The organism is Mesorhizobium sp. P2_A8 (assembly GCF_056404935.1).
This window is the reverse complement of the sequence record NZ_JBFUDB010000008.1, coordinates 228,594-253,144: the sequence shown is the minus strand read 5'-3', so window position 1 is coordinate 253,144 and position 24,551 is coordinate 228,594. Positions and strand designations below refer to the sequence as shown.

At 63.4% G+C, this 24,551-nt stretch carries 25 protein-coding genes; 13 read left to right on the top strand and 12 right to left on the bottom strand.

Annotated elements, in window-relative coordinates; genetic code table 11:
- Positions 1–10 precede the first annotated feature (10 nt).
- The 6 genes from radA (at position 11) to AC1D10_RS23985 (ending at position 5,631) form a co-directional block, all read left to right on the top strand.
- Positions 11–1,414 (top strand): DNA repair protein RadA, encoded by a 1,404-nt coding sequence (gene radA, locus AC1D10_RS24010; RefSeq protein WP_477276240.1) that lies wholly within the window; start codon positions 11–13, stop codon positions 1,412–1,414.
- Between the two features lie 85 nt (positions 1,415–1,499).
- Positions 1,500–2,171 (top strand): CvpA family protein, encoded by a 672-nt coding sequence (locus tag AC1D10_RS24005; RefSeq protein WP_477276238.1) that lies wholly within the window; start codon positions 1,500–1,502, stop codon positions 2,169–2,171.
- Between the two features lie 104 nt (positions 2,172–2,275).
- Complete coding sequence (gene purF / locus AC1D10_RS24000) at positions 2,276–3,745, top strand: amidophosphoribosyltransferase (RefSeq protein ID WP_477276236.1); 1,470 nt, start codon at positions 2,276–2,278, stop codon at positions 3,743–3,745.
- A gap of 48 nt (positions 3,746–3,793) precedes the next feature.
- Positions 3,794–4,534, top strand: a complete 741-nt coding sequence (locus tag AC1D10_RS23995; protein WP_477276234.1) for an SDR family NAD(P)-dependent oxidoreductase — start codon at positions 3,794–3,796, stop codon at positions 4,532–4,534.
- Positions 4,535–4,613: 79 nt separating this feature from the next.
- Entirely contained in the window at positions 4,614–5,243 is a 630-nt protein-coding gene (locus AC1D10_RS23990) for a hypothetical protein (protein WP_477276232.1), read from the top strand.
- A 169-nt stretch (positions 5,244–5,412) separates the two neighbouring features.
- Positions 5,413–5,631, top strand: a complete 219-nt coding sequence (locus tag AC1D10_RS23985; RefSeq protein ID WP_111549227.1) for a hypothetical protein — start codon at positions 5,413–5,415, stop codon at positions 5,629–5,631.
- A 51-nt stretch (positions 5,632–5,682) separates the two neighbouring features.
- Here the strand turns inward: AC1D10_RS23985 and AC1D10_RS23980 are convergent, their stop codons facing one another.
- Complete coding sequence (locus AC1D10_RS23980) at positions 5,683–6,189, bottom strand: OsmC family protein (protein ID WP_477276230.1); 507 nt, start codon at positions 6,187–6,189, stop codon at positions 5,683–5,685.
- Between the two features lie 480 nt (positions 6,190–6,669).
- Here AC1D10_RS23980 and AC1D10_RS23975 point away from each other — a divergent pair, with 480 nt between their 5' ends.
- From AC1D10_RS23975 to AC1D10_RS23965, 3 genes are all read left to right on the top strand, one after another.
- Entirely contained in the window at positions 6,670–8,181 is a 1,512-nt protein-coding gene (locus AC1D10_RS23975) for a S10 family peptidase (protein ID WP_477276228.1), read from the top strand.
- Positions 8,182–8,355: 174 nt separating this feature from the next.
- Positions 8,356–9,243: a DMT family transporter gene (locus tag AC1D10_RS23970; RefSeq protein WP_477276226.1), complete on the top strand. Its 888-nt coding sequence runs from the start codon at positions 8,356–8,358 to the stop codon at positions 9,241–9,243.
- Between the two features lie 60 nt (positions 9,244–9,303).
- Positions 9,304–10,212 carry a DMT family transporter gene (locus tag AC1D10_RS23965; protein ID WP_477276224.1) on the top strand — a complete coding sequence of 303 codons (909 nt, stop codon included), beginning with the start codon at positions 9,304–9,306 and terminating at the stop codon, positions 10,210–10,212.
- A 166-nt stretch (positions 10,213–10,378) separates the two neighbouring features.
- Here the strand turns inward: AC1D10_RS23965 and AC1D10_RS23960 are convergent, their stop codons facing one another.
- The gene (locus tag AC1D10_RS23960; RefSeq protein ID WP_477276222.1) at positions 10,379–11,242 is read right to left on the bottom strand and encodes a LysR substrate-binding domain-containing protein; all 864 of its coding nucleotides are present in this window, start codon (positions 11,240–11,242) and stop codon (positions 10,379–10,381) included.
- A 112-nt stretch (positions 11,243–11,354) separates the two neighbouring features.
- On the opposite strand from AC1D10_RS23960, the gene AC1D10_RS23955 reads away from it, so the two are divergent.
- Both AC1D10_RS23955 and AC1D10_RS23950 read left to right on the top strand, forming a co-directional pair.
- Positions 11,355–11,762, top strand: a complete 408-nt coding sequence (locus AC1D10_RS23955; protein WP_477276220.1) for a tautomerase family protein — start codon at positions 11,355–11,357, stop codon at positions 11,760–11,762.
- A 344-nt stretch (positions 11,763–12,106) separates the two neighbouring features.
- Positions 12,107–14,329 carry an AMP-binding protein gene (locus tag AC1D10_RS23950; RefSeq protein WP_477276218.1) on the top strand — a complete coding sequence of 741 codons (2,223 nt, stop codon included), beginning with the start codon at positions 12,107–12,109 and terminating at the stop codon, positions 14,327–14,329.
- A gap of 150 nt (positions 14,330–14,479) precedes the next feature.
- Here AC1D10_RS23950 and AC1D10_RS23945 read toward each other — a convergent pair whose 3' ends face one another.
- Together AC1D10_RS23945 and AC1D10_RS23940 are read right to left on the bottom strand one after the other, a co-directional pair.
- Positions 14,480–15,298 (bottom strand): CDP-alcohol phosphatidyltransferase family protein, encoded by an 819-nt coding sequence (locus AC1D10_RS23945; protein WP_477276217.1) that lies wholly within the window; start codon positions 15,296–15,298, stop codon positions 14,480–14,482.
- Between the two features lie 3 nt (positions 15,299–15,301).
- Positions 15,302–16,000, bottom strand: coding sequence for a phosphatidylserine decarboxylase (locus AC1D10_RS23940; protein ID WP_477276215.1), 699 nt, complete (start codon positions 15,998–16,000; stop codon positions 15,302–15,304).
- A gap of 238 nt (positions 16,001–16,238) precedes the next feature.
- Between AC1D10_RS23940 and AC1D10_RS23935 the strand changes: the two genes are divergently transcribed.
- Positions 16,239–16,925 carry a lysozyme inhibitor LprI family protein gene (locus AC1D10_RS23935; RefSeq protein ID WP_477276213.1) on the top strand — a complete coding sequence of 229 codons (687 nt, stop codon included), beginning with the start codon at positions 16,239–16,241 and terminating at the stop codon, positions 16,923–16,925.
- Positions 16,926–16,977: 52 nt separating this feature from the next.
- On the opposite strand, the gene AC1D10_RS23930 is transcribed toward AC1D10_RS23935, so the two are convergent.
- Together AC1D10_RS23930 and AC1D10_RS23925 are read right to left on the bottom strand one after the other, a co-directional pair.
- On the bottom strand, positions 16,978–17,769 hold the full coding sequence (locus AC1D10_RS23930) for a hypothetical protein (RefSeq protein WP_477276211.1): 792 nt from the start codon (positions 17,767–17,769) through the stop codon (positions 16,978–16,980).
- Between the two features lie 69 nt (positions 17,770–17,838).
- Positions 17,839–18,249: a DMP19 family protein gene (locus AC1D10_RS23925; protein WP_477276209.1), complete on the bottom strand. Its 411-nt coding sequence runs from the start codon at positions 18,247–18,249 to the stop codon at positions 17,839–17,841.
- Between the two features lie 196 nt (positions 18,250–18,445).
- Here AC1D10_RS23925 and AC1D10_RS23920 point away from each other — a divergent pair, with 196 nt between their 5' ends.
- Entirely contained in the window at positions 18,446–19,315 is an 870-nt protein-coding gene (locus AC1D10_RS23920) for an SMP-30/gluconolactonase/LRE family protein (protein WP_477276207.1), read from the top strand.
- Between the two features lie 9 nt (positions 19,316–19,324).
- On the opposite strand, the gene AC1D10_RS23915 is transcribed toward AC1D10_RS23920, so the two are convergent.
- The 6 genes from AC1D10_RS23915 to AC1D10_RS23890 all read right to left on the bottom strand — a co-directional run bounded on the left by AC1D10_RS23915 (position 19,325) and on the right by AC1D10_RS23890 (position 24,489).
- A complete protein-coding gene (locus AC1D10_RS23915; protein ID WP_477276205.1) occupies positions 19,325–19,672 on the bottom strand; it encodes an antibiotic biosynthesis monooxygenase in 348 nt (115 codons plus the stop codon).
- Between the two features lie 100 nt (positions 19,673–19,772).
- Complete coding sequence (locus tag AC1D10_RS23910; protein WP_477276203.1) at positions 19,773–21,653, bottom strand: ABCB family ABC transporter ATP-binding protein/permease; 1,881 nt, start codon at positions 21,651–21,653, stop codon at positions 19,773–19,775.
- A gap of 22 nt (positions 21,654–21,675) precedes the next feature.
- Positions 21,676–22,023, bottom strand: a complete 348-nt coding sequence (locus tag AC1D10_RS23905; protein ID WP_477276201.1) for an ArsR/SmtB family transcription factor — start codon at positions 22,021–22,023, stop codon at positions 21,676–21,678.
- A 68-nt stretch (positions 22,024–22,091) separates the two neighbouring features.
- Positions 22,092–23,156, bottom strand: coding sequence for an alpha/beta hydrolase family protein (locus AC1D10_RS23900; RefSeq protein ID WP_477276199.1), 1,065 nt, complete (start codon positions 23,154–23,156; stop codon positions 22,092–22,094).
- 88 nt (positions 23,157–23,244) lie between these two features.
- Positions 23,245–23,628: a DUF1330 domain-containing protein gene (locus AC1D10_RS23895; protein WP_477276197.1), complete on the bottom strand. Its 384-nt coding sequence runs from the start codon at positions 23,626–23,628 to the stop codon at positions 23,245–23,247.
- A 24-nt stretch (positions 23,629–23,652) separates the two neighbouring features.
- Positions 23,653–24,489: an SDR family oxidoreductase gene (locus AC1D10_RS23890; protein ID WP_477276195.1), complete on the bottom strand. Its 837-nt coding sequence runs from the start codon at positions 24,487–24,489 to the stop codon at positions 23,653–23,655.
- Positions 24,490–24,551: the final 62 nt, after the last annotated feature.

Here is a 24,551-nt window from a genome sequence, read left to right as displayed (position 1 = left end):
TATCCAACTGATGGCCAAATCGCGCGTTCAGTTCATCTGCCAGAACTGCGGATCGGTGCACCAGCGCTGGGCCGGCAAATGCGATGCCTGCGGCGAGTGGAACACGCTGGTCGAGGAAGGCACGTCCGGCGGCATCGGCTCGGGACCGGCCAACACGCGCAATGCCCGCAAGGGCCGCGCGGTGGTGCTGACCACGCTGTCGGGCGACATCGAGGACGCGCCGCGCATCATCTCGGGCATTGGCGAACTCGACCGCGCCACCGGCGGCGGGTTCGTGCGCGGCTCGGCGCTGCTGGTCGGCGGCGACCCCGGTATCGGCAAGTCGACGCTTTTGACCCAGGCCGCGGCTGCGCTGGCGTCAAAGGGCCACCGCATCGTCTATGTCTCGGGCGAAGAGGCCGTCGCGCAGATCAGGCTGCGGGCGCAGCGGCTCGGTGTTGCCTCGGCACCCGTGGAACTTGCCGCCGAGACCAATGTCGAGGACATTCTCGCCACCATCGCCGATGGCAAGCGGCCGGACCTGGTGATCCTGGATTCAATCCAGACGCTGTGGACCGACCTCGCCGAGTCGGCACCGGGCACCGTCACCCAGGTGCGCGCCGCCGCCCAGGCGATGATCCGCTATGCGAAATCCACGGGGGCGGCAATCGTCCTGGTCGGCCATGTCACCAAGGAAGGCCAGATCGCAGGGCCACGCGTCGTCGAGCATATGGTCGACGCCGTGCTCTACTTCGAAGGCGAAGGCGGCCATCATTTCCGCATCCTGCGCACGGTGAAGAACCGTTTTGGGCCGACCGACGAGATCGGCGTCTTCGAGATGTCGGACAAGGGTTTGCGCGAGGTTGCCAACCCGTCCGAGCTTTTCCTTGGCGAACGCCATGCGAAATCGCCAGGTGCGGCGGTTTTCGCCGGCATGGAGGGAACAAGGCCGGTGCTGGTCGAGATCCAGGCGCTGGTCGCCCCCTCCTCGCTCGGCACGCCGCGCCGCGCCGTCGTCGGCTGGGATGGCGCGCGGCTGTCGATGATCCTGGCGGTTCTCGAAGCCCATTGCGGGGTGCGCTTCGGCAGCCACGATGTCTATCTCAACGTCGCCGGCGGCTATCGTATCTCGGAGCCCGCGGCCGATCTGGCGGTGGCTGCGGCCCTGGTTTCCTCGCTCACCGGTCTTGCCCTTCCCGCCGATTGCGTCTATTTCGGCGAAATCAGCCTTTCGGGCGCCGTGAGGCCGGTTGCGCATGCGCAACAGCGCCTCAAGGAAGCCGAAAAGCTGGGTTTTGGAAGCGCGGTTCTGCCCTTGGGCAGCGAGGAACTTGCCGGGGGGATCGGGGCCGGTGCTTTCCAGCCGACCGAGCTTGCCGACCTCGTGGCACGCATCGCCGGCTCACGCCGAAGCCGCGTGGACGAGCAAGACTAGAGCATCGGACCCAAAAGTGGGAACCGGTTTTGGGAAAACCCGATGCTCCGCGCTATAACGCGGCTCATGGAGTGAGGCGAAAGACATGCCGATTACGCTGCTTGACGGAATTCTCGTCGGCTTCACCCTGGTCTCGGCGATGCTCGCCATGGTTCGCGGCTTCTCGCGCGAAATCCTGTCCGTCGTCTCCTGGGCAGCGGCGGCAGCGGCGGCGTTCTTCTTCTACAAGCCGGTCCTGCCATATCTCAAGCCGTACATCGACAACGAAAAGATCGCCATGGCGGCCGCCGCCGGCATCGTCTTCGTCATCGCGCTGATCGTCGTCTCGGTCATCACCATGAAGCTCGCCGACTGGATCATCGATTCCAGGATCGGCGCACTCGACCGCACGCTGGGCTTTCTCTACGGCGCGGCGCGCGGCATTCTGGTCGTTGCCGTCGCACTGCTGTTCTTCAACTGGCTGGCTGGTGCCAAGGCACCGGCCTGGGTCACGGATGCCAAGTCGCGGCCGTTGCTGGAGCAGATCGGCGCCAAGCTCGAAAGCCTGCTGCCCGAGGATCCCGAAAACGCCATCCTCAAGAAGCTCAACCCGAATCAGCCGGCTACCGAGACCCCCGCGGCCCCCGACGCGCCGGCGGCGGACGCTCCGGCGGGTGGCGACGACGCCAACACGCCGGCGCCCGACGACAATGACGCCGCAACGCCGCCCGCGGACAACGCCCCGGCCAGTCCAGCACCGGCGGCACCGGCGAACTGACGCCGGAAAGGGCGTCGGGAACTGACGATCGTGTGAACGGCTGCACGGCGCGCGTTGCTTTCGACGCGAACCCGCACTATATGGCGATTTTAGCGGAGCTTAAGATGGCAGACGCAGACGACGTGCTTTCCGCCGAGGCCGACGACCATTTCCACGACGAATGCGGCGTGTTCGGCATTTTCGGCCGGCAGGACGCGGCAGCCATCGTCACACTTGGCCTGCATGCGCTGCAGCATCGCGGCCAGGAAGCGGCCGGCATCGTTTCCTATGATGGCAGCCAGTTCCATGTCGAACGCCATGTCGGCCTGATCGGCGACACCTTCACCAAGCAGCGCGTCATCGACAGCCTGCAAGGCAACCGCGCCATCGGCCATACGCGCTACGCCACGACGGGCGGCGCCGGTATGCGCAACATCCAGCCCTTCTTCGCCGAGTTGGCCGATGGTGGCTTTGCCGTCGCCCACAACGGCAACCTGACCAACGCCATGACCGTTCAGCGCGCGCTGCAGAAGCAGGGCGCCATCTTCTCCTCCACCTCCGATACCGAGACGCTTTTGCACCTCGTCGCCACCAGCAAGGAGCGCGATTTGAACTCGCGTTTCATCGATGCGGTGCGCCAGGTCGAGGGCGCCTTCTCGCTGGTGGCGATGACGTCGAAGAAGATGATCGGCTGCCGCGATCCGCTCGGCATCCGGCCACTGGTGCTCGGCGACCTCGACGGCGCCTGGATCCTGGCGTCCGAAACCTGCGCGCTCGACATCATCGGGGCGCGCTTCGTGCGCGATCTCAAGCCCGGCGAGATGGTCGTCGTCACCGCCAAGGGCATCGAGAGCCTTTTTCCCTTCGAACCGCAGAAGACCCGCTTCTGCATCTTCGAATATGTCTATTTCGCCCGGCCGGATTCCTCGGTCGAGGGCCGCAACGTCTACGAAGTGCGCAAGCGCATCGGCGCCGAACTGGCGCAGGAAAGCCCGGTCGAGGCCGACATCGTCGTGCCGGTACCGGATTCCGGCACGCCGGCAGCGATCGGCTTTAGCCAGGCCGCCGGCATTCCCTTCGAACTCGGCATCATCCGCAACCATTATGTCGGCCGGACCTTCATCCAGCCCGGCGATTCGATCCGCCACATGGGCGTCAAGCTCAAGCACAACGCCAACCGTCGCATGATCGAGGGCAAGCGTGTGGTGCTGGTCGACGACAGCATCGTGCGCGGCACCACCAGCCAGAAGATCGTGCAGATGGTGCGCGACGCCGGCGCCAAGGAAGTGCATATGCGCATCGCTTCGCCGCCGACGCGCGCCTCCTGCTTCTATGGCGTTGACACGCCGGAAAAATCGAAGCTTCTGGCATCGCGCATGTCGGTGGAAGAAATGGCCGAGTTCATCCGGGTCGATTCGCTCGGCTTCCTCACCATCGATGGCCTTTATCGCGCCGTCGGCGAGGCCAGCCGCGACAACGACCAGCCGCAATTCTGCGATGCCTGCTTCACCGGCCAGTACCCGACGCGCCTGCTCGACTTCGAAGGCCACGACAATGTGCGCACGCTGTCGCTGCTGGCGACGAGCGGGTTGTAGGATTGCCGGGCCGTCACTTTCCCTAGCCAGATTTCCGGAAGCCATCGCATGACCCTCGACCTTACCGACCGCGTTGCGGTCGTCACCGGCGCCTCGCGCGGCATCGGCTATTTCATCGCCAAGGAACTGGCTGCAGCCGGCGCGCATGTCATCGCGATAGCGCGCACCGTCGGCGGCCTGGAAGAGCTCGACGACCAGATCAAGGCGGCCGGCGGCCAGGCGACGCTGGTGCCGCTCGACCTCGCCGACATGGCCGGCATCGACCGGCTGGGCGGCGCCATCCACGAGCGCTGGGGCAAGCTCGACATTCTCGTCGCCAATGCCGCCGTGCTCGGCGTCATCTCGCCGATCGGCCATGTCGAGGCCAAGACCTTCGAGAAGGTGATGACCATCAACGTCACCTCGACATGGCGGCTGATCCGCTCGGTCGACCCGTTGCTGCGGCTCTCCGATGCCGGCCGCGCCATTTTGCTATCTGCCAACTCGGCCCACTCGGCGCGTGCTTTTTGGGCGCCCTACGCTGCATCAAAGGCTGCCGTCGAGACGATGATGCGCTCCTGGGCGCATGAGACGGAAAGCCTGCCGCTCAGGGTCAACGCCGCCGACCCCGGCGCCACCCGTACCGCGATGCGGGCGCAGGCGATGCCTGGCGAGGATCCGGCGACGCTGCCGCACCCGTCGGAGATCGCCAAACGCATCGTGCCGCTCGCCAGCCCCGACCTGAAAGAGACCGGACTGATCTTCCAGGCCAAGCACAACCGCTTCGTCGCCTATCGCCAACCGGAATAGCTGTTTTTTGCCGGAAGATTTTCGGCACCGCCGACGTTCTTCGAATGTCAGACATTCGAACCTTGAACGGAGGACCATCATGCGCAGACTGCTTCTCGCCACCGCCGCCGCCCTGATCGCAGCCGCGGGCGCCGCCTATTCGCAAGGTGCAACTATGAGCTTCTTCGTCACCAGCGTCGGTTCAGGCAAAGGTGCCGATCTCGGCGGCCTCAAGGGTGCCGACGCACATTGCGCCTCGCTGGCGGAAGCCGCTGGCGTCACCGGCAAGACCTGGGCCGCCTACCTATCGACCAGCGACACCGACGCGCGCGAGCGCATCGGGAAGGGGCCGTGGGTGAACGCCAAGGGCATGAAGATTGCCGACGACGTCGCCTCCCTGCACAGCGACACAAACGGCATCACCAAGCAGACGGCGCTGAACGAAAAGGGCGAAGTGGTCAACGGCCGCGGCGACACGCCAAACCGACACGACGTGCTGACCGGCTCCAAGCCCGACGGCACGAGGATCGCCGACCAGACCTGCGGTGACTGGACGATGAGCGGGGTGGAAGGAGCCGCGATGGTGGGCCATCACGACCGTACCGGCCTCGACGATTCGGCGGCCGCCAAATCCTGGAACTCGTCGCATGCCTCGCGTGGCGGCTGCAGCCAGGAGGCGCTGAAGGGCACCGGCGGCGACGGCCTGTTCTATTGTTTTGCCACCAACTGAGCCGATTGGGTTTCGAAAGTCGGGCTATGACCCACCGTCACATCACGCGGCTGTGATGCGACGGTGGAAGGTTGCGCGGCGGTCATGCTTTCGTCATTTCGGCGGAGTTGATAGGATCGCAACGACTCCCGCAACAAGCGCCCTGGCTGGGCAGAACAAGGAAATTCCCATGGCTTCGACCGTAGCGTTGGTCTGGTATCTGGTAATCGCCGGCCCGCAGGGCGGCATGGTCGTGCTGCCCAGCACCTTCGACAAGCGCGAGCAATGCACCGCCGCCATCACCGAATATCAGAAGCAGCCGACACCGACCGGCTGGTCGGTGCAATGCGTGCCGAGCGCCTCGCCTTTCACCGACGAGGGCGATGCGGAAGAGCCGGCGGCACAGTAAGCATCAGGCGCACGAGATCCGCGGCCCGGCGGCCGCGGATCTCGTGGCGTTTCAGCGCCCCGCGCTCACCGTAAGCTCCGGCTTCTGGTTGATGGTCTGTAACACCACGCAATAGCGTTCGGTCAGCTTCAGCAGCGAATCTATCCGCTCCTGCGGCTCATCGGTGTCGAGACTGAATTTGAGCCGGATGGCGCGAAAGCCGACCGGCGCATCCTTGGCGACGCCGAGCGTGCCACGAAAATCGAGGTCGCCTTCGGCCTCCACCGTGGCGGCGCCGAGCTTGAACTCCAGCGCCGTCGCCACCGCCTTCAGCGTCACCCCGGCGCAGGCCACCAGCGCCTCTAGCAGCATGTCGCCCGAGCAGAGCTCAAGCCCCGAGCCGCCGGTTGCCGGATGCAGCCCGGCGATTGCGAGCGCCCTGCCCGTCTCCACCTTGCAGGCAACCGACTGGTCATCGATCGAGCCCCTTGCCTTCAGCGTGATCAGCGCCTGCGAAGCGTCGTCGCGATAGGCCTGCTTCAGCGGCGCCTGCATGGCCTTCAGTTCGGTGGCATCCATGTTTCTACCCTTTTTCGTCAGTTGGTTTCATACCGCGCGATCGAGACAAGGGCGGTTGCCTACAACAAGCCCGGCAGCCCGCCATAGAGCCCGCCAAAGAGCAATTCGGCAGATACGTTCCAGAATTGGATTCTTGCCACAACCCCCAACTAATGTCGCCGTCGAGTTTGTTTGGAGGGGGCGGCATTGATTGGAACAAGGCTATTGCATGTGCTGTCGCCTGCGCTCGGAGCGCTAGCGGTCTTTTGACAGCAGCGTGCTTTGGGAGCGCGCCCTTCTTGACTATGGTCGCGGCGCTCGTGAAGCACCGCCCAAGATCAGCTCGATGTTTTGACTTTCCTGCGCCAGCATCCTGCGTCGTCGGTCCCTGTGAAACCGGAGCATGCTTCGACCGCTGACAGGCAGGAAGGACGATACTGCATTTCCTTTGACTTCGATCGCCTCGGCCATACCTATGCGACAGTCGTTCCCGGAGGCGTCATGCGTACCAGGCTGAAACTCATTCCCGCCATCCTGCTAATACTCACCGCTCTCGTGCAACCCGTCTTGGCCGAAACAGCCGAGCGCCCTGCGCCGACGGATGGCGTGCTGTCGTTGCTGCCGCCCGCGCAGACCACGGACCATTCGATCACCATCGCCGGGCGCAGCCTGCAATATCAGGCTACGGCCGGCACACTGTCGCTGCTTTCCGGCAAGGGCGCGGTCACGGCGGAGATCTTCTATGTCGCCTACACGCTGCGATCGCCGGCGGGCGCGGTGAAAGACTCGCGGCGCCCGATCACCTTCGTGTTCAACGGCGGCCCGGGCGCGGCGTCCGCCTATCTGCATATCGGCGCGCTCGGACCGCGCGTGATAACCACCGGAACCGAGGGGGAATTCCTGCCTTCGCCGCAAAAACTCATCGACAATCCCGACAGTTGGCTCGACATGACCGATCTCGTCTTCGTCGATCCGGTCGGAGCCGGCTACAGCCGCGAGGCACCGGGCCAGGACACGCACGACTTCTGGGGTGTCAACCAGGATGCCAGTTCAATGGGGGCTTTCATCCGCCTCTATCTTGCTCAGAACAGCCGCACCGGATCTCCGTTCTTCCTCGCCGGGGAAAGCTATGGCGGGTTCCGGGCGGCGCTGCTCGCCAGGACACTGCAAGAGGATATCGGCATCAGTCCAAGCGGCATCGTGCTGATCTCGCCAGCGCTCGAATTCATGCTTGTCCAGCCCGACGAATTCGAGCCGCTGCATTGGGCGCTCGAACTCCCCTCGCTGGCGGCGGTGCGCCTGCACGCCGAAGGCATTGGTGGCGATGCGCTGCGGGAGAAACTCGCCGAGGTCGAGCACTATGCGTTGGGCGAATACCTCACGGCTCTCGCCAGCGGGCTGGAGCAAGGCGGGCGGCTGGCGAGCCGGCGCGTGGCGGAGATCACCGGCCTGCCGCTCGATCTCGTCCAGCGGAACTTCGCCCGCATCCCGACCGGTCTGTTCGCAAGGGAGTTCGCCCGCGCCAGCGGCAATGTGCTCAGTCCTTATGACGGCACGATCGCGACTGCCGATATCGCGCCGGAGAGCGCCGGCATTGCCGGTCCGGATCCGGTGCTCGACCGCAGCGTCCCCGCACTGACCTCGGCTTTCGTCGGCTACGCCCGTGACGAACTGAATTTCCACACCGATGTCAGCTACCGGTTGCTCAACGGTGACATCAGCCACAATTGGGATTACGGCATCTCGCGGCAAGGCTATGCCGGCGTGATGGATGATCTGCAACGAGCGCGCTCGCTGAACCCTTCGCTCGGTGTGGTCATCGTCAATGGCTACACCGACCTTGTCACGCCATACCTGGCTTCGCGCTACCTGGTGAGCCAGATCCCGTCACTCGCCAATGCCAAGCCCATCCGTCTCGATGTCGTCGAGGGCGGGCACATGATGTATTTCAGACCCGACGGTCGTCGCGCGCTGAAAGAGGCCGCTTCGGAACTCTACCAGGCGACGCAGTAAGGCTCGCAACGCAGCTCGCCAAGGAACCCCTGCCCTAACGCAAGCACGAGGCTGGCGTAGCGCTGCGCCGGCTTTCGCCCGTATAGCTTGGTGTCAGGGAGCTGACTTCCCAGGTTCTTTACGTCGCTCCTCGCAGCATTTCTGTCGCCTTCCGCACCTTTGGTCCCGCGCCTTATGGCCGATATCGCCATTCTCGAAACACGCGAAAGGGTTCTTGCCGGAATCCTGCTGACCGGCGCGGCCTATCTGCTGTTTTCGACGCAGGATGCCTCGATCAAGCTGTTGGTCAGCGGCATGACGGTCTGGCAGATCATGTTCTTCCGCAGCATCGCCATCCTAAGTGCCTGCGCGGCGATCGGCGGGCGGCAGCTGTTTGCCGACACGGTGCGCTCGCCGATCGTGCGGCCGATGCTCGTGCGCGGCGCCTTCACGCTCGCGGCCTGGCTCTGTTACTACAACGCCGCCCGCAGCCTGCAGCTCGCCGAACTGACCACCGTCTATTACGCGGCCCCGATCATCGTCACCGTGCTTTCGGTGGTAATGCTCGGCGAAAAGGTGCCGATGCTGCGCTGGCTGGCGGTGATGATCGGCTTTGCCGGGGTCTTCGTCGCTTGCGACCCGACCCATCTCGGCCTATCCGCCCCGGTGCTGCTGGTGCTGGCGGCCGCCGTTTTGTGGGGGATCGCCATCGTGCTCTTGCGCAGGACCGCGCTTGCCGAGCGCTCGACGATCCAGCTCCTGCTCAACAATTTCTATTTTCTGCTGTTTTCAGCGGGGCCGGCGCTGCTCTGGTGGCAGACGCCGGACTGGACCCAGTTGCTGCTCCTTGCCAGCGTCGGCGCGCTCGGCGGGTTTGCGCAATACCTTCTCTTCGAAGGCATGAAGCGAACGCCGGCTTCGATCCTCGCACCGCTCGAATACACATCGCTGTTGTGGGCGTTCGCGCTCGGCTTCGCGATCTGGGGCGACGTGCCGCGCCGCGAAGTCTTTCTGGGTGCCGCCCTCATCATCGCCGCCGGGCTGCTGATCGTCGGCACCGAGCATTTCCGCAAACGGCTATGACGGGGATCGCCATCACTGCTGACGCTACGATGTCAGGACGGAACGGCGTAGGCTGGCAGCATGACTGACGTTGCAGCCCCGACCGACAGCACCGCCGAACGCACGCTGGGTATCTTGCTGGTGTCGTCATCGGCGGCGGTGTTCGGCTTGACCGGCGTGCTGACCAAGTCGATCCATGCCGACCCGCTGACCATCATCTGCTGGCGTGGCTTTGTCGGCTCGATCCTGGTCGCGCTCTATGTCTTGTGGCGGCGCCACCGCTCCGGCGGGCGCGAGACGCTGCGATTGGGCTGGCGCGGCTGGCTGCTGGCGGTGGAAGGGGCGCTGGCCAGCATCGCGTTCATCTCGGCCTTCAAGTTCACCTTCGTCGCCAATGTCGCGGTGATCTATGCTACGGCGCCTTTCGTCACCGCACTGCTGGCCTGGCTTCTGGTGCGTGAACCGTTCCGATTGCAGACGATGGTCGCCGCCGCCGTGTCGCTGTGCGGCGTAGCGATCATGGTCTGGTCCGGCTTCGGCACCGGCAATCTGTTCGGTGACGGGCTGGCATTGCTGATGACGATCGGCAGCGGCCTTTACATGATCATGGTGCGCGCCTTCCGCGACACGCCTGTGGTCTGGGCCGGTGCAGTTTCGGCCTTCCTGCTGTTCGTGCTCGGCTGGTTCGTCACCGATCCGCTGGCGGTTTCACCAAGGGACGCCGTTCTGCTCGTCACCTTTGGTGCCTCCTTCGCGCTGTCCTCGATCCTGTGGACGGAAGGCGCGCGGCTCATTCCAGCCGCCGAATCCGGGCTGCTCGGCTCGGCCGAAGTGCCGTTCGCGATCCTGTTTGCCTTCCTGTTCCTGGGCGAGATCGCACCCGCCGCCAGCATGATCGGCGGCGCCATCGTGCTGTGCGCGGTGTTTGCCCATGCGGGGCGGGATTGGCTGATGGCCCGCTCGCGACGCTTGGCGTCAAATATTTCTTGAAAAAAAGTGACACAGTCACGGAACCATCATCCGGGTCATGCATTGTTGGTGTGACGGGCCACCCCCAAGTCCCCCCAAACCCCTCGGCCCGTCCCACTTCGAAGCCGACCGCAAGGTCGGCTTTTTCTTTTGCGTTTAACCCTCAGCGATACCGGATCTCGTCGATTCAGCCGCGGAGCCCGGGCAGAGCCAGGTCACCGCTGAGCAGTGCCGCCAGATCGGCCGCCGGACCACCGGCACCGGCGCGCAGCCGAATGGCGAACTCAGCCATCGGCACCTGTGGCAGGCCAAGTTCGCGCGAGGCTTCGACAATGCCCGAATGGGCAAAGCGCGCCGTTCGAAGCGTCAGTGCAACACCCGCATTCACGGCCGTGCGCAGGCCGGCCAGGCTGGCGCTGCCGGCGGCGATGCGGTAACGGCGTCCCGCTGCATCGAGCGATGCAAGCGCGGCTTCGCGAAAGCCGCAATAGGGATCCAGCAAAGCCAGCGGCAATTCTTCCTGCCGCGAGGCCAGCCCCTTCTGCGAACACAGCCATATCATCTGCTCGCGCAGCACGCCGACTTCGTCCGGCGCAGCGACCTGACGCATGACGATCGCCAGATCGAGCCCACCGGACTGCAGCGCTTGCGCCAGTTCGGCGGAGCGGCCGACACGCAATTCGATCCTGACGCGCGGATGACTGACGGCGAAGGCGCGCAGCAGATCCGGCAAACCGCTGTCGGCGAAATCCTGCGTCGTGCCGATGGCAACGCGCCCGGCAGCCCGTGCCCCCTTCAGCGCCAGCCACGCCTCGCGATGCGCCGCCAGGATACGTCTTGCATGACCGACGAGATCCTCGCCGGCCTTGGTCAGGCCCCGGCCCCGGCCTTGCGGCGCCAGAAGCGGCTCGCCGATAATTTCCTCCAGCCGCTGCATCTGCGCGGTGACCGCCGAGGGTGAACGGCCGACGCTTGAAGCCGCCTGCGCCAGCGAGCCGCTGTCGACGAAAGCGAGGAAGGTCCTGAGCAGATCGGGATCGAGCGTTTCCATACTTCTATATTATCGAATCATCAGTTAAACACAATTCGATTTTCTTGATTCAACGATGATGACATGCTCCTTCCAACGGCGATCGGACGCCGCTCAAACCAGGAGAACAAAAATGCCCATCATCAACATCAGCGTCACCGGCAAGCCCGATGCCGCCCTGTCCGCCAGCATCGCCAGGGAAATCACCGTGATCACCGCCACGCAGCTGCGCAAGGATCCGACAATTACCGCGGTTGCCGTATCCTACATCGATCCGCAGCATTGGTTCGCCGGCGGCAAGTCACTTGCCGAGCACGGCGCCAACACGTTCTGGCTCGACATCAAGGTGGTCGATGGCACCAACACCAAGCTTGAGCTGGAAGCCTATCTGAAGGCGATCTTCGACGCTTTCGGCCGCCTGCTGGGCGGCGTGCACGAGGAAAGCTATGCCTTCGTGCATGAAGTGCCGGCAGCCGCCTATGGCTACGGCGGCAAGACGCAGGAGTTTCGTTTCATCAGCGGGCGGTTGAAGGCGGCGTGAGCTGCAGTTTGCCTTCTCCCCCTGTGGGGTGAGCGGCCGGTTCGCGGAGCGAATTCATCGTGCCGGTGGCACGATGAAAGGCCAGCGAACGCTGGGTCGCTGCAAAGCAGCGGGGACCCGGCAGGTGGCCGTCCACCACCCGGCCCTTCGCAGGCTCAGGGTGTTCGAAGTTAGATAAGCCAAGCAATTGGCTTTTCGCCCGCTGCGCGGACCACTTCTCACCCCACAAGGGGGAAGGCGAGCGACTTATTCATCCGCATTGACGTTGCTCCCACATCGTCTAGGTTCTGGCCGAAGCGGCCGCAAAAGAGCCGCGATGCTAAAATCGTTGGGAGAGAAGCGGCATGATCCTGACACTGGCGCTGCTTGCGGGTCTCGTTCTGGCCTGGCTGCTGATCGGCGTGGTGGAGAAATTCCGCCTCGGCCTCCGTTTCACCCAGGCGCTGCTCTATGTGCCGTTCAAGCTCGCCTACCGGATCGACGACAACCGCATCAGGATCGCCCGCAAGGCGCAGGTTCCCGTCATCTACGTCATCTCGCATCAATCGCGTTTCGAGCCGGCGCTGATGCTGTCGCTGCTGCCGGACGACACACTGCATATACTCGACGATGTCTCGGCGCGGTCGCCATGGCTCGAACCGTGGCGCGAGCTTGGCCGCACCATCGCCTTCAACGCCGAACATGTCTTCGTCAGCCGCCGTCTGGTGCGCGTTCTGAAGGGCAAGGGGCGGCTTGCCGTCTATTTGCCGGACGCGGTCGAGCCTGACGTCAAGACGTTTCGGCTGTTTCGCGCTGTCACCCGCATCGCCATGCAGGCCGACGCCAGCATCGTGCCGATCTTTGTCGGCGGTGCGCGCAGGCTGCCGGTATCGCTGACGCCGGCGGACAAGGCACCGCGGCACTGGTTTCCGCAGCTGTCGATCAGCGTGCTGGAGCCGATGACCATCGCCGAACTGATGGCACGCAACCCCGACCAGGCTTCGAACACCAACACGCTGTTCGACCGTGTCGCCGAAGCCCGGCTTTTCGGCACCGACCTCGATCGTGGCCTGTTCCTGGCCATGCGCGACGCCGCAGCCCGTGTCGGCGTCTCGCACCCGATCATCGAGGATGTCATCTCCGGCGCGCTGAGCTACCGCAAGATGTTCATCGGCGCCCGCGTCCTGGGGCGCCGGTTCGAGGCGGTGACGGCGCCGGGCGAGGCGGTCGGCCTGCTGCTGCCCAACGCCAATGGCGTGGTGCTGTCGTTTGTCGGCCTGCTGTCTGCCGGCCGGGTGGCGGCAATGATCAACTACACCGCCGGCCCAGCCAGCGTGACCGCCGCGGTGCGCACGGCTGTGATCCGCACGGTTGTCTCCTCCCGCGCCTTCGTCGAGAAGGCCGACCTCGCCGACATCGTCGCGGCGGTCGAAAAGGGCGGCGCCAGGCTGCTTTGGCTCGAGGATGTGCGCGAAGCCGTCACCGCGCTGGAGAAGCTTGCCGCCGCCTTGCTGTGGCGATTGCCCCTGCAGCGGCAGGACGCGGCCAAGCCGGCGGTGATCCTGTTCACCTCGGGTTCGGAAGGCACTCCCAAGGCGGTGGTGCTGTCGCACAAAAACCTGCTCGCCAATGCCATGCAGGCCGAGGCGCGCATCACCATCTCGCCTGCCGACATCCTGCTCAACGTGCTGCCGGTGTTCCACTCCTTCGGCCTGACAGGCGGCACCATCCTGCCGCTGGTCACCGGGGTAAAACTGTTCCTCTACCCCTCGCCGCTGCACTACAAGATCATCCCCGAGGTAGCGCGCAAGGTGAAGCCGACGATCATGTTCGGTACCGACACGTTCCTCGCCAATTATGCGCGCACCGCCAAGGACGGCGATTTTTCCAGCCTGCGCTTCGTCGTCGCCGGCGCCGAGGCGGTGAAGCCGGAAACCCGTCGCGTCTATCGCGAGCGCTTCCAGGCTGAGATCATCGAAGGTTTCGGGCTGACCGAAGCCGCTCCCGTGGTTGCCGTCAACACCGCAATCCATGGACGTGACGGCACGGTCGGGCGGCTGCTCCCGGCGATGCGCATGAAGCTGGAGCCGGTCGATGGCATTGCCGATGCCGGCCAGTTGTGGCTCGACGGACCCAACCTGATGATGGGCTACATGACATCGGACCGCCCCGGTGAATTGCAGCCGCTGACCGGCTGGCACGACACCGGCGACATCGTGGCCGTCGACCGCGAAGGCTTCATCACCATCCGCGGCCGCGCCAAGCGCTTCGCCAAGATCGCCGGCGAGATGGTGTCGCTGGGCGCGGTCGAGATGCTGGTGCAGTCGCTGTGGCCGGAAGAACGCCATGCGGCGGTGGCGGTGCCGGACAAGAGGCGCGGCGAACGCATCGTTCTGGTCACCACCGCCGACGATGCCAACCCCGACGAGTTGCGCAAATTCGGCAAACAGGCGGGTGCCGCCGAGCTGATGGTGCCGAACGACATCGTCAAGGTCGAGGAAATCCCGGTGCTGGGTTCCGGCAAGACCGACTATGTGTCGACGAGAAAGCTGGCGATCGACAGGCTGGGCCTCGGCGTCGCGGCCTGAGACACCGAAGACCTGATCGAGAATTCGTTCCGGTGAGTCAGATGGCGTGGTTTTCGAGAACCGGAGCGGAGGGGACCATCAATTCCGTGAGCACCGGAAGCGCAGTAAACCTTGTCAGGTGGCCGCCGGAGCGAATTCGCGACAGATCTGCTACCCGATGTCCGAAGGCGGCACCTTCTCGCCCTCCTGCTTGGCGCGCTTCGAGTAGGCGCGCACGCTGAACGGCAGGAAGAGCAGATAACCGGCGACGGAGGCGGTCAGCGTGTACCAGGGATAGGTCATCAGCAACAGCACGTAGAGCACGACAGCCAGGATGATCGGCAGCACCTTGTCGCCCGGAATTCTCAGGCTTTTGCCGGAATAGACCGGCAGCCGGCTGACCAGCAGGAAGGCAACCAGGACCGTGAAGCCGGTGGCTACGAAGGCAGCCGGGCGACTGGGCTCCAGACCCGTGCGCAGGAAATAGAGATAGAGCGGCAGCATCACCAGCACGGCGCCGGCCGGCGCCGGCACGCCGACGAAATATTCGGACTGCCACATGGGGCGTTCGGCCTTTTCGTCATCGAGCACGTTGAAGCGGGCAAGCCTGAGCCCGCAGGCGATGGCGAACAGGAGCGCGGCAATCCAGCCTGGCGATCCTGCACGGTCGAGCAGGAAGGCATAGAGCACCAGGGCGGGCGCAACACCGAAGTTGACGATGTCGGCCAGCGAATCCATCTGCGCGCCGAATTTGGAGGTCGCCTTCAGCATCCGCGCCAGGCGCCCGTCAATGCCGTCGAGGAACGCCGCGAGCAGCACCATCACCACCGCCGGTTCGAAGCGGCCTTCGAAGCCGAAACGGATGCCGGACAGGCCGGCACAGATGGCAAGCACGGTGACGAGGTTGGGCAGCACCATGCGCATCGGGATTTCGCGGATGCGCGGGCCGCCGCTGGCATGCGCTTCGAATTTTTTGTACTGCGTGCCCACCGGTCAGGAAATCCGCACGAGGGGGGTGCCGGCGACACCGCCGAATTCGGCCAGCACGGTTTCACCACCGACCGCCGTCTGGCCAACGGCAACGCGCGGCGTGGCGGTCAGAGGCAGGAACACGTCGACGCGCGAGCCGAAGCGGATCAAGCCGAAGCGCTCGCCGATGGCGATCGAGCCGCCGGCCTCAGCCCAGCAGACGATGCGGCGCGCCACCAGGCCAGCGATCTGTACAGCGGCGACGGTGCCGTTGGGGCTCTCGATGACCAGGCCGTTGCGCTCGTTCTCGGTGCTCGCCTTGTCGAGTTCGGCGTTGAGGAATTTTCCCGGCCGATGTTCGATCTTGGCGATACGGCCGCGCACCGGGGCGCGGTTCACATGGCAGGAAAACACGTTCATGAACACCGAGATGCGGGTCATCTCGACATTGCCGAGGCCGAGTTCGCGCGGCGGCACCGCCGGTCCAACCGCCGAAATGATGCCATCGGCCGGGCTCACCACAAGGCGGTCGTCGACCGGCGTGACGCGCTCGGGATCACGGAAGAAATAGACGCACCAGGCCGACAGGATGAGGCCGATCCAGAACAGGATCGAGGAGAAATAGCCGAGGAAAAGCGTAGCCGCGCCAAAGGCCGCGATAAAGGGATAGCCTTCGCGATGGATCGGTACGAACGCGTTCTTGACCGTATCGACTAGGCTCATCGGGCTGGGGCAGGCTCCGTTTCAAGTCCGGCCTCAATAGCCGAAAGCCCCCTTCGCCGCAACGCAACAATCGGCAAGGCGGCATTGGCCGCGACTGGCGGGAGCCGTGACGCTTGCCTGTCCGCATCATTGCCGCCAGAATTCAGGCTACCGCCAGGTAGTAGCCCGGAGAAAAGACCGACTGCCCATGATCCGACACCTGAACCGGGCGAACCTTGATGCCAGACGATGCGCGGCCATGAATACGGTTCTGGCCGCATTGCTGGCATCGAATGGCAGCGCAATGGCGCAAGCCAGGCCATCCTTCGACTGCGCCAAGGCCGCCAGCGCGGCGGAAAAGGCCATCTGTTCCGACCCTGCCCTGGCGCAGGCCGATGCTGATGTCGCGAAGAACTACGCGGCGGTGATGAAGATGCTCGATCCTCATGCCGGCAAGGCCTTGCGGGACGACCAAAGCGATTTCATCTTGTATCGCGACCAGATCGCCGGCTTCAACGAGAACACGCCCAAGGACCAGCAGAATCTCGATCTCGGCGAATTCCTGCGCGACCGCGCGGCCTTCCTCGCCGGCATCCGCAAGCCGGCGGACAGCCGTTTCGTCGGCACATGGAGTAGCGTTCGCGGCACGGTCGAGATCGCAGCGGCTGGCGCTGGCAAGCTCGACGTGTCGGAAGAGGTCGCCAATCCCGTCTCCGGCAGTGGTTCGTGCGAAATCGGCGGCACGGTCAAGGTCCGCAAGGAATTGCGGCTTGTCGATACCGACGACAACGACAAGCCGACCGGTTTTGTTTTCACATTCCGTCGCGACGGCGATGCGCTGGTCGCCGAACAGAGCGGCACCGGCAAGGATGGCGTTTCGGAACCGCCATCATGCGGCGCCAACGGCCATGCCGATGGCAATTTTTTCCTGAGCGAGAACCAGTAGGGCTGTTGTCGGCAAGGCGCCGCCTCGCCAGCATTCCGCCCAGAGCGGAGTTTTATTCGCCGGCTGCAGCGGCTTGGTCGAAATATTCCTCAAGCTCGGGCCGATAAGCCTCCGCCAGGCTCCCCTCGTTGTCGCCGCGCAGTAGCACCCCGCGGTCTGGGGACGACTGAAAGAGGAAGGCGTGACGGCCTGCCATCACCACCCAATTCACAATCAGGGTTCCTTCGCGCTGCACAATCGAGTTCGCCGAGACGATGGCATCGGTGGGATCAACTCCGGCCTTGCGTAAAAGCAGGTCGACGGCGACCGGTGCGTGATATTCCTCCGCCAGGTCGATCACCCTTGCTATCGTTTGCGCGTCGACATGCCCGAGCCGGCGCCCGACACGAGGAGCGCCTGCGGCAAATCGATTTTCACCCGCGCGCGCAATAGGCGGGTCTTCAGGAGCGATGTGTTCATAGACGGCAGCATGAGTGTCCGTAACAACACTTAGGCGGGGCTCCTTGCCGCTCGTGCGAAGTTGGAAAACCATCTGCTGCTCCCCCTCGACATTCTGCACCCTCGCCGTGCCGAACGCCAATCTGATCTCAGGCGGGGAGACCATGGCACAGGCAAGGCTGGCACCGACATCTCGCCAGCCGATCATCTGGCTTGTCAGCTTGGCAATCGAGCGGTGGAGAAGCCTGGATTCGCGCCGGGGATTGGCCATTGCCATCTGTAGGATGGCTTCATCGCAATCATCGTCGTCGACAATTTGCAGATCGGGCCATGAAGCGATCCAGCGCGCCAACAGGTCGAGCATCGGCGCGGCCTCGTCGGCGTCGTAGAAAGCATCGTCAAGCATGTCGAGAAAATCGTCTCGACCACCCTCGAAGCCGGCCTCTCCTGCGGCTTCGTCAGGATGCTCCGCGACCTAGACGGACATCTTTTCCAGAGTCGCCAGCTGCCCATTCGCACCAGCCGCAGTGAGACCGGCATGCGCGTTGGCAACCATAGTATCGAACTCCTGGCCGGCATTGTGGATGAACTGGCTGTGGCCGCCATTTTTCACCTCGGCGGAATACAAATCGGCGTGGGAGACCTGCATAGCCTTCGGGTTGATCTCCGGATGACGGTAGAGCCCTTTGGAAACCAAAGCGTGAATGAATTTCTCCACAGCGAAGACGAGCTCAAAGGGCTGTTCGACCGCGTTTTCCACAGTTGACCGAGGTACGATCACTGGCATTAGCAGCCCGGTTCCCGACAGGCGCTTCGTTGAAGGAGACGAAGCTCCAACCGGCTTCTCGGAGATTTTCTTGGACTTACGCGAAAAAAATCCGAACATCCAAAATACTTCCCTGCATCGCACAAGCAACTGGTGGCGAGTTGTTCCAACGAAACAATATCATCAATGCACGGAGATAAAAGGCTTCCGAGCTTGATCTGTCGCCGCTTCGTCAAGAGAAATTGCCGATGACCATGTCGGCATGCCACCTCTTCATCCGTCCTTGGGACAGTGACCAACCCCGGGGAGCCACGCAATGCATTCGTCGACGTCAGCATCGCGCACCGCCAACCTTGTAACCAGCGGCCTCGCCTTCGGCGAGTCGCCACGTTGGCGTGACGGACGCCTGTGGCTCTGCAACTGGGGCACAGGCGAGATCATCGCAGTCGATGCCGACGGCAACCGCGAGATTATGCTCACCGTACCGGCTGTCCTGCCTTACTCCATCGACTGGCTGCCGGATGGCCGCCTGCTCGTCGTCTCAGGTCGCGAGGGCTTGCTCCTACGCCAGGAACCGGACGGTTCACTGGTTACCCATGCCGATTTGCGGCCTCTGTCGAAAAGCCCGTGGAATGAGATCGTCGTCGATGGGCGCGGCAACATCTATGTCAATGGCGGCGGCCCGGCGCCGGATTCCGGCCAGCATTTCGGCCCAGGTACCATCGTGCTGATCACGCCGGACGGCGCGGTCCGGCAAGTGGCGGAAAACATCGCCTTTGCCAACGGCATGGCAGTGACGCCGGACAACAAGACGCTGATCATTGCCGAATCGCACGCCAACCGGCTGACCGCCTTCGACATCGCCGCGGACGGCACCCTGTCCAACCGCCGGGTCTGGGCCGATCTCGACGGTTTTCCCGACGGTATCTGCCTCGATGCCGAAGGCGCCGCCTGGTATGCGGATGTGCCCAACAAGCACTGTGTGCGGGTGCTCGAAGGCGGCGAGGTGCTGCAGACGGTCACTATCGATCGCGGCTGCTTTGCCTGTATGCTGGGCGGTGCGATCGGGAAAACGCTGTTCATCGCCGCCGCCGAATGGCGCGGCTTCGAGCATATGACCGGGGATGCCCGCACCGGCCAGGTGCTCAGCGTCGAAGCGCCGGCACCTGGCGTCGGCTGGCCGTAAGAGGCTAACTTACACCCGGGGTATCCGCTGATAGTTCGCGATGTCGGCCCGCACGCCGAGCCGGGCGATCGTCTCCTGCGGGTTGAAGGCGATGCGCTCGTGCGCGGCCTTGACGATCGGCACGACCCGGTCGACGGCCGCCTGGCTTTCCCATTCGACGATCGTGACGAGGTTGAATTCGCCCGGCCCCGAGAATTGCTCGAGCAGGAAATCCTGCACGAAGCCATCCTGCCGGCGCAGCAGTTCATGCGTCGTCCTGACCTTGGCGAGTATCTCCTCGCGGGCCGCGGCGGGGACGACGAACTTGTCCACCCTGAACACGCTGCCGCCGTTAACACTCTGATTTATCTTGCTCATTTTCGATTGCTCCGTTCTTGAATGCTCTTGTTATCGGGCTCCAAGATCGGTCTACGATCTCAACTTAAGTTGAGGTCAAGCGCAGAAAATCAGTTTGCCTTCAATTCACCTCCGATGTGCGGCGGCGGACGATGACGCCAAGCTCGTCACCCTCGCGGGCGATGCGCAGCCGCTCCTCGGCCTCGGTCGCTTCGCGCTGGCGGTCCCACATCGAGGCGTAGAGGCCATGTTTGCGCATCAGCTCGGCATGGGTGCCACGCTCGGCGATCTGGCCATCCTGCAGCACGATTATCTCGTCGGCCGAAATCACTGTCGACAGCCGGTGGGCGATGACAATGGTGGTGCGGCCGCGGCTGACCAGATCGAGCGCGGCCTGGATCTCCTGTTCGGTGTGGCTGTCGAGCGCCGAAGTCGCTTCATCCAGCATCAGGATCGGCGGCGCTTTCAAAATGGTGCGGGCGATCGCCACGCGCTGTTTCTCTCCGCCGGAGAGCTTCAGGCCGCGTTCGCCGACCATCGACTTGTAGCCGTCGGGCAGCCGCTCGATGAAAGGGCCGATCTGGGCAAGTTCGGCCGCCTTGCGCATGTCCTCCTCGCTGGCGCCGATGCGGCCATAGCGGATGTTGTAGGCGATGGTGTCGTTGAACAGCACGGTGTCCTGCGGCACCATGCCGATTGCCCCGCGCAGGCTCTCCTGGGTTACGTCTCTGATATCCTGGTCATCGATCAGCACCTGGCCGGCCTGGACGTCGTAAAAGCGGAACAGAAGCCGCGAGATCGTCGACTTGCCGGCGCCCGACGGCCCGACAATGGCGACCGTCTTGCCGGCCGGCACCTCGAAGCTGATGCCCTTCAGGATCTTGCGGTTCGGGTCATAGGAGAAATGCACGTCGCGGAACTCGACCTTGCCGGCGCTGACGGCGAGCGGGCTGGCGCCCGGCTTGTCGACGATCTCTTGCGGCACATCCAAAAGGTCGAACATCTGCTCGATATCGGTCAGCCCCTGGCGGATTTCGCGGTAAATGAAGCCGATGAAATTGAGCGGCACCGACAGCTGCATCAGCATGGCGTTTATGAAGACGAAGTCGCCGACCGTCTGCGTGCCGGCCTGCACTTCCAGCGCCGACATGCACATGACGATGACGGTGCCGAGGCCGAAGATGATGCCCTGGCCGAAATTCAGCCAGCCGAGCGAGGTCCAGATGCGCGTCGCGGCGGTCTCGTAGCGCGCCATCGAGCGGTCGAAGCGCTCGGCCTCCATGCCTTCGTTGTTGAAATATTTGACCGTCTCGTAGTTGAGCAGCGAGTCGATCGCCTTGGTGTTGGCGTCGGTGTCGCTGTCGTTCATGTCGCGGCGGATCGAGATGCGCCAATCGCTGGCGCGGACCGTGAACCAGACGTAGACCCAGACGGTGACCGCGACGACGACGACGTATTTCCAGCCATAGGTGTAGGCGAAGATGCCGGTGGTCAGCGCGAATTCGAGGATGGTCGGCGCCGTGTTGAGCATGATGAAGCGCACGATCGTCTCGATGCCCTTGGTGCCGCGCTCGATGATCCGCGACAGGCCGCCGGTGCGCCGCTCGAGATGGAAGCGCAGCGACAGTTCATGCATGTGGACGAAGGTGCGGAAGGCAAGCTGGCGCACTGCATACTGGCCGACGCGGGCAAACAGCGCGTCGCGCAGCTGGTTGAAGCCAAGCTGCACCAGGCGCACGACATTGTAGGCGACGACCAGCATGACGGGCGCCAAAAGGAAGGTCGGCAGCGGCGGCACGGACTTGGCGTCGCCCGCCAGAGCATCGGTCGCCCATTTGAAGAAATATGGGCCGGCGACCAGCGTCAGCTTGGCAACGACCAGCAGAAGCGTCGCCCAGGTGACCCGTGCCCTGAGATCAGCGCGGTCCGCCGGCCACATGTAAGGCCACAGGTTGAGCAACGTCTTGAAGGTCGAGGAGTCGGAGACGGTTTTTTGGGCCATTTCTTATGCCTTCTTCTTATTTTCAGCGGCCGGAGCAGCAGGAATTGACGAGCGCGGCGACCGATGCGGATACATCGGCGAGCGCGGCGTGGTCGACCGCATAGCGCGAGCGCTGGCGGTCAGGCTCGAAGCGGACCAGCCCGGCTTCGACCAATATCTTCAGGTGTTGCGACACGGTGGACTGCGCCAGATCGAAACGATCGACGACTTCGCGGCAGCAACAGGAGTTGCTGGCCGACAGATGCTTCAGGATTTCGATGCGTGCCGGATGCGAAAGTGCCGCCATGCGGGCGGCGATAGCGCGGCTGTCGGGGGCGAGTTTTTCCGGCCCTGGACAGCTTGTGCCGGCTTCAACTAGGGATTCGGTCATCGTCCATCGGCGATAAACGATGACCGGGTCTGCGGCAAGCTGCCCTTATGGGCAGATTGGCTGCGATGTCATGAAACGCGGGCGTCGAACCAATCCAGCACCAGTTGCGGGTTCTTGCCGAAGTAGTTGTAGCCTTCGAAACGCTGGTCCGTCCCTTCGATCCAGAACAGTTTCTTGTCCCTGGAGGAAATGGTGTCATAGATTTCCTGCACGTTGGAGGGCTTGGTCAGGAAATCATTGCGGACCTGCGCGACGAGTGTCGGAACCGTCACCGCCTTGGCATATTCCATTGGCCAGACGTCAGCGAGGTGGAAGCCCGTCTGCTTGTGAAAAGCCACGTCGAACAGTTCGACACCATTTGCGATTTTCTGGTTCTCCATCGCCGTTTGGACGAACACTGCCGGCGACACCGGCTGCAAGGCGATCATCGCCTTGATGTGGGCGAATTCTTCCGGGTGCTTCTTCATGCCCACGATCGTCGCATTGGCGCCTAGGCAGCGACTGTAAAGGGCGGTCTTCATGTCCTTCGTATCGGGCCGGGATTTGGCGTATTGCAATGATCCGATCACGTCACGATATTCCAGCACGCCGTGGCCATTGATGCCGCCGCTCCCCGTTCCACTGCGGCCGTGGTTGCGCATGTCGTAAGTGATGATGTTGTAGCCGGCATCATGCAGGAGCTTGTATTCCGGCAGGAAGTTCACCTCGAAGCCGCCGAAATTTGTCCACGGCTCCAGATGGCCCGGATAGCCGTAGCGATTGCAAGGCATCGGGTGATTGAAGATGAGCAATTTGTCGGAGTCGGCGGGAATGAACCAGCCCTCGATCGTCACACCGTCAATCGCCGGGAAGAAAATCTCCTCGTACTCCAGGCCATACTCGTGCGGCCACCGCAGGATCGGGGTGCGGGTCGAATGCGCCATCAAATCAGCCATGCCATTGATGAACTCGTCGGATTTGGCGTCGGTCATTGTTGCACCCGTTGTCGTCTGGTTGTCTGCAGCCGTTGCAACTGCAGATGAGGCGGCGATGATGGGGAGAGCGGCAAGCGCCACCCCGGCTTTCAGAAGCTGTCGGCGGTCATTCGAGAGAGCGCCTTCCTGCTGAACAGAATTGTCGCGCTGGTTGCCCATGTGGACCTCCTTGATGGTTGTTGAGATGTCGATGTCCGCGGGGATTTGAGGCGAGGATACACTCGGTGTTGCCCGCCCTATTCGCTCGTTATGGCTGCGGAGGGACAAACCCTCCCGTGATGACAACCGTGCCTTCGGTCGAGGCGACGCGGAACTTCCTCGCGGCCGTATACTCGGGAGAATTGTAGAAGCGCTGGGCGTCGGCCAGGCTTGGAAACTCGGCTATGGCCATGACCTTTTTCGGCTGGCCCTCCACAGCGGTCGCGTTGAGGTTGAAGACAATGATCTTGCCGCCGTATTTCGGAGCAAGCGGGCCCGCCTCTTCCATATATTTTCGGTAGCCCGCCTGATCCTTGACCGTGTAGTTGGCGATCATGTAGCCGGGCGCATGTGTGTTCTGCGCGTAGCCTGTTGCCGCGAGAGCGATGGTGACGGCCGTGGCCGCAGCCGCGCCGATGGCGAATTTCTTCATTGTATTATTCCTTTGGCTTGGGGGCTAGAATGAGCCGTCTGTCGACCTGGACAGATCCTCGTAAGCACTCAGTTCCTCAAGGCGCCCTTCGAGGACCGGCTTGAACGCCGCAAAGGCGTCGCTGCCGGCCAGGAACTGCCTTGGCGGATTCTCCATCCCGGCAAGTTTGACGAAGACAGCGCCGAGCTTGGCGGGATCACCTTGCTGTTTGCCGTCATAGCCAGACCACATGTCTTGGGCAGTCCCTTCAGCCGCGTAGTCCTCGATCGTGCTGGCGCTATATTTGGCGTTCTGCGCATCGAGGAGGTCCGTTCGAAAGAAGCCCGGTGCGACTACCACGATCTTGATGCCGAACTGTTCGACCTCCTGCGCCACCGAGAGGGAAAGGCCTTCGACCGCGAATTTGGCAGCGCTGTAGGCGCCGCAATGCTTGAAGCCCATTATGCCGGCAAGCGAACTGATGTTGATGATCCGGCCCGAGCGTCGTTTGCGCATGACCGGAAGAATCGCGCGCATGACGTGGATGACGCCGTACAGATTGGTCGAGATCAGTCCCTCGATCTGGGCGCTGCTCAGCTCCTCGAAATTGCCGAGCAGGCTGTAGCCGGCATTGTTCACCAGGACGTCGATGCGTCCAAAGACCTTCATCGCCTCATCGACCGCAGCCCTCGCCTGCGCTTCGTTGGCGACGTCCAACTGGACGCACACGAGCCTGTCGCCTGCGACATCGCTCAATGCATTGCGGACCTTATCGAGATTGCGGCCAGTCGCGATCACCCGATCGCCGGCCTTCAGGGCCGCCCTGGCGGTGGCGGCGCCGATGCCGCTGCCGGCACCTGTGATGAACCAGACCTTGCTCATTTCTAACTCCTGTTTTCGATGAACAGGAAGATAGGCCACGCTGCTCTATCCGATTAGACGGC